Source organism: Cyanobacteriota bacterium (assembly GCA_025054735.1).
Taxonomy (GTDB): Bacteria; Cyanobacteriota; Cyanobacteriia; order SKYG9; family SKYG9; genus SKYG9.
This window is the reverse complement of record JANWZG010000406.1, coordinates 1-3,518: the sequence shown is the minus strand read 5'-3', so window position 1 is coordinate 3,518 and position 3,518 is coordinate 1. Positions and strand designations below refer to the sequence as shown.

Genomic DNA, 3,518 nt, shown 5'->3' with positions numbered 1-3,518 from the left:
GTCACAGCCAATTGACCAGCCGCAACCATACCTATCGCCACAGCTTCCCCGTGATTCACCGCTCGATAGCCCGTTAAGCTTTCAACAGCATGTCCGATAGTATGCCCGTAGTTAAGAATAGCCCGAAGGCCAGCTTCTTTTTCGTCTTTGCTAACTACATGGGCCTTAGCTTGACAAGAGCGCAACAGAATTTCTTCCAACACAGATAACTCTGCTTCTGGAGTAGCAGGCTGATGCTCAATTACAGCCAGGCGATCGAGACGCTTACAGCCCTCTAGCCGTTCAAATAGAGTGGCATCCCAAATCACCCCATACTTAATCACCTCAGCCATCGCCGCCCGAAATTCCCTCGTGGGGAGCGTTTTCAGCACAGTAGGATCAATCAGCACTAACCGAGGCTGGTGAAAAGCTCCGATTAGATTTTTACCCTGGGGATGGTTAACACCAGTTTTACCACCAATCGCAGCATCCACCATGGCCAACAATGACGTAGGCACTTGCACAACGTTGATTCCTCGTAGCCAAGTTGCTGCTGCAAAACCAGTCATATCCCCAATCACCCCACCGCCTAAGGCTACAAGGGTAGACGATCGCTCTAGTTGGTTTGCCAATGCCACATCGTAGATTTTTTGCACAGACTTCAAGGTTTTATAGCGTTCTCCCGCTGGTAATAGGCAGTAGCTAACCTCAAATCCAGCCTGGGTTAGGGACGTGATGACCACTTGCCCATAGTGGCGAAAAATCTTGGCATTAGAGACTACCATTACCTTTTGCCCTAATTTTCGGCCCGTGCCCTTGGTGGCGACCAACCATACTCCCAAATCTGCCAAGCTATTGGTAGCAATGCCAATAGAGTAACTGTCTTGTGGTAGCTCAACGGGAATAACAGATTTCATATCAGTGACAATCAGCGCTGGAATTGACAAGCAGATGACAGACGTATTCTATGCCAGGAAATGGTTCAATAAGGGTATTAGTATCTTTGGGAAAATTACCTATGTCTGGTGTGATTGCTTATCTTGTGTTTCTGGGACTTGCTTTCGGAGCAGCCGTCGCCTTGCTCTTTACATTGCGGGCTGTGAAGCTGATTTAGGCAGTGCCTGGGCTATGGTGCCCTGATGCTCAATGTCTAGAGTCATTGTCTTCACAGTTATACCTGCTGTTTGCCAAGCAGTTCTCAGCACTGATTCTACAGTTGCAGTTATAGATCCAGGAGCTAGGGCTAGCAATGTTGGCCCGGCTCCGCTAATGACTAATCCATAGGCACCAGCATCAAGAGCAGCAGTATAAACGGCATCAAATCCAGGGATTAGCACTTTGCGATAGGGTTGATGAATCCGATCGTCAAGGGCAGCTCGTAACCAGTTCTTATCACCAGTTTCTAGGCCCCGCAACAACAGTCCTACATGAGCAGCATTGAAAATTGCGTCAGCCCGACTGTAGTGGGATGGCAGTGCTCTTCGGGCTTCTGAGGTGGATAGCTCAAATTCAGGAATGGCAACGATCGGGACTATCGATTCATGCCAAGGCACATCGCAGACCACCCACGTCTCACCCGTGGCCACAGCCAGCCGACAACCACCTAACAGGGCAGGCACTACATTGTCAGGATGCCCCTCGATAGCAATGGCTAAATGCAAAAGCTCGGTCTCCCGTAGAGGGGAACCAGCTAAGTAATTTGCACCTACCAGCCCACCGACGATCGCCGTTGCCGAACTGCCCAACCCCCGTGATAACGGCACCCCTAACTCAATCTTGATATTGACGGGCGGCACAGGCTTGCCAATGTGACGAAATAGTTTGGCAAAGGATCGATAGACTAAGTTATGGGCATCGGTTTTTACACGACTCGCCTCTAGACCAATCGCTTCAATCGCTAATAACTCTGGAAGCGATGAGTCCATCAGGGTAAATGTAAATTGATTAGTCAGAGTCAATGCTGCCCCTAGACAGTCGAACCCTGCCCCAATATTGGCCGTCGTGGCCGGAACCGTAACCATAATAGAATCTGCCATGATGTGAAAAACCACCCATCAGCCGACTACAGGAAGGGTTGAGTAATCATTCACAATGTCTATAGCCGTATAGACCACTAGCCACGCAAACAGCTATCCCACTAGGTTTGACACTAACGACTCATCCACATAATTGCTGAATGCACTTCAACCATCCTCCTACTGTACCTCAGGCAAAGGAGTAGGTGAAGCATAGAGTCTGTAGAGTCTGTTACTGCCTGTTGGGGAATCGCCTAGCTGACAGGAGGGAAAAACAACACTGGTCGCCAGCACTGCCGGAGTAGCTCTCCTGCAACACTGGGAACGGACAATTCCCAGATTTTGCCCACATTTTTCGATGAGATTACGATTGCTGTTGCATCCACTTCAAATGCCGCTTGCATAACTTCCACTACTGGATTCCCTTGGCGGATGCTCACGTCCACCTGGACACCCAAAGCCATCACATCTGCCAACAGAGCCTTAGCTGTAGATAACTGCTCCTCCGCTTGTTTTTGACTTTCTGCTTGGGAGAGGCTCTGGTATCGTCCTTCTTCAATCACCCGGCAGAGCACAATCCGTTCTGGAATCTTAGCTGTGGTTTCCTGTAAGCAGTTCGATAACCGCCGCAACAATTGTTGAAATGTCTCTGAGCCATCACAGGGAATCAACAACGTGCGGAACAAATGTTGGCACCGTAATGTGAGTTCATCCTGGGTAAAGGCCATGACAAGCTGCGGGCGCATGACCAGCAAAGGAATCTTAATCTGTTGAGCGAGTTTAGTGGTTGTGCTGCCAAACAACTTTTCATTCAAGAAGGAACTAACAGGCTTTCCTAAGAGGACAACTTGAGGATCATGAACCTGTATAGCCTTCAAGATAGCCTCCGATGGGTTACCTGTGCGAATGTCGATCGTTGCTTCAATGGTCATGTCTGTCTTTTCTAGACCAGCATTCAATAGTTGACGTGCCCGCTCTACCTTCTCTTCATCCACACGGGGCACCCCATCATCAGAGCCAAGCGGTACTACGTGTAAGAATACGATCGTTTTAACACCAGCGCTAGCTAGTGCTGGCAGACAAGTAAGCAACCGATAGGCACCATCTGTAAGATCCGTAGATACTAAAAATCGTTGAAACATAACGTTGACCCATGAATGCAACGTGTAATAGCTAGCTTGGCTATAGTTCTGGTTACAATAGCTGGCCTACCCATACCCTTCAATTGTAGTGGCTATTCAGCAATTCCTCGATAAGAATTAAGCCATAACCTGTTCCATCCACGCCCGCATCTTACCAGGGTTTAGCAGGCCGTAAGGATCTACCATTGCTTTGAAAGCAACCTGAATCGGGTCAATCGTTTTCCGTCCTCCATCCTCCAAGATGTAGGTATGGGGATTAAAAATCCAAGCGCCATGGTCTTCATGGTACTGAATGATCTCATTAAGGCGCTCTTCGGTAGAGAAGCGAACCACCTGTAAGCCGCAAGGCACAGCAGTACCATTCACCCGCAGAAATTCCAAA

The 3,518-nt window shown here is 48.8% G+C and carries 5 protein-coding genes; 1 reads left to right on the top strand and 4 read right to left on the bottom strand.

Annotated features, from left to right (window positions below):
* The coding region (aroB, locus tag NZ772_15900) for a 3-dehydroquinate synthase (protein ID MCS6815038.1) at positions 1-896 on the bottom strand (896 nt) is incomplete at its 3' end.
* A gap of 101 nt (positions 897-997) precedes the next feature.
* Between aroB and NZ772_15895 the strand changes: the two genes are divergently transcribed.
* The gene (locus NZ772_15895; GenBank protein MCS6815037.1) at positions 998-1,093 is read left to right on the top strand and encodes a cytochrome B6; all 96 of its coding nucleotides are present in this window, start codon (positions 998-1,000) and stop codon (positions 1,091-1,093) included.
* Here the strand turns inward: NZ772_15895 and thrB are convergent.
* The 3 genes from thrB to NZ772_15880 form a co-directional block, all read right to left on the bottom strand.
* Positions 1,065-2,015 carry a homoserine kinase gene (gene thrB / locus NZ772_15890; protein MCS6815036.1) on the bottom strand — a complete coding sequence of 317 codons (951 nt, stop codon included), beginning with the start codon at positions 2,013-2,015 and terminating at the stop codon, positions 1,065-1,067. The genes NZ772_15895 and thrB overlap by 29 nt on opposite strands.
* 233 nt (positions 2,016-2,248) lie before the next feature.
* On the bottom strand, positions 2,249-3,136 hold the full coding sequence (locus tag NZ772_15885; protein MCS6815035.1) for a universal stress protein: 888 nt from the start codon (positions 3,134-3,136) through the stop codon (positions 2,249-2,251).
* A 117-nt stretch (positions 3,137-3,253) separates the two neighbouring features.
* On the bottom strand, positions 3,254-3,518 hold a 265-nt coding region (locus NZ772_15880; GenBank protein ID MCS6815034.1), incomplete at its 5' end, for an FAD-binding protein.

Excerpts from the sequence above, each read along its gene's own strand:
- NZ772_15885 (MCS6815035.1), bottom strand. The coding sequence starts at position 3,136 with ATGTTTCAACGATTTTTAGTATCTACGGATCTTACAGATGGTGCCTAT.
- NZ772_15895 (MCS6815037.1), top strand. The coding sequence starts at position 998 with ATGTCTGGTGTGATTGCTTATCTTGTGTTTCTGGGACTTGCTTTCGGA.
- thrB (MCS6815036.1), bottom strand. The coding sequence starts at position 2,015 with ATGGCAGATTCTATTATGGTTACGGTTCCGGCCACGACGGCCAATATT.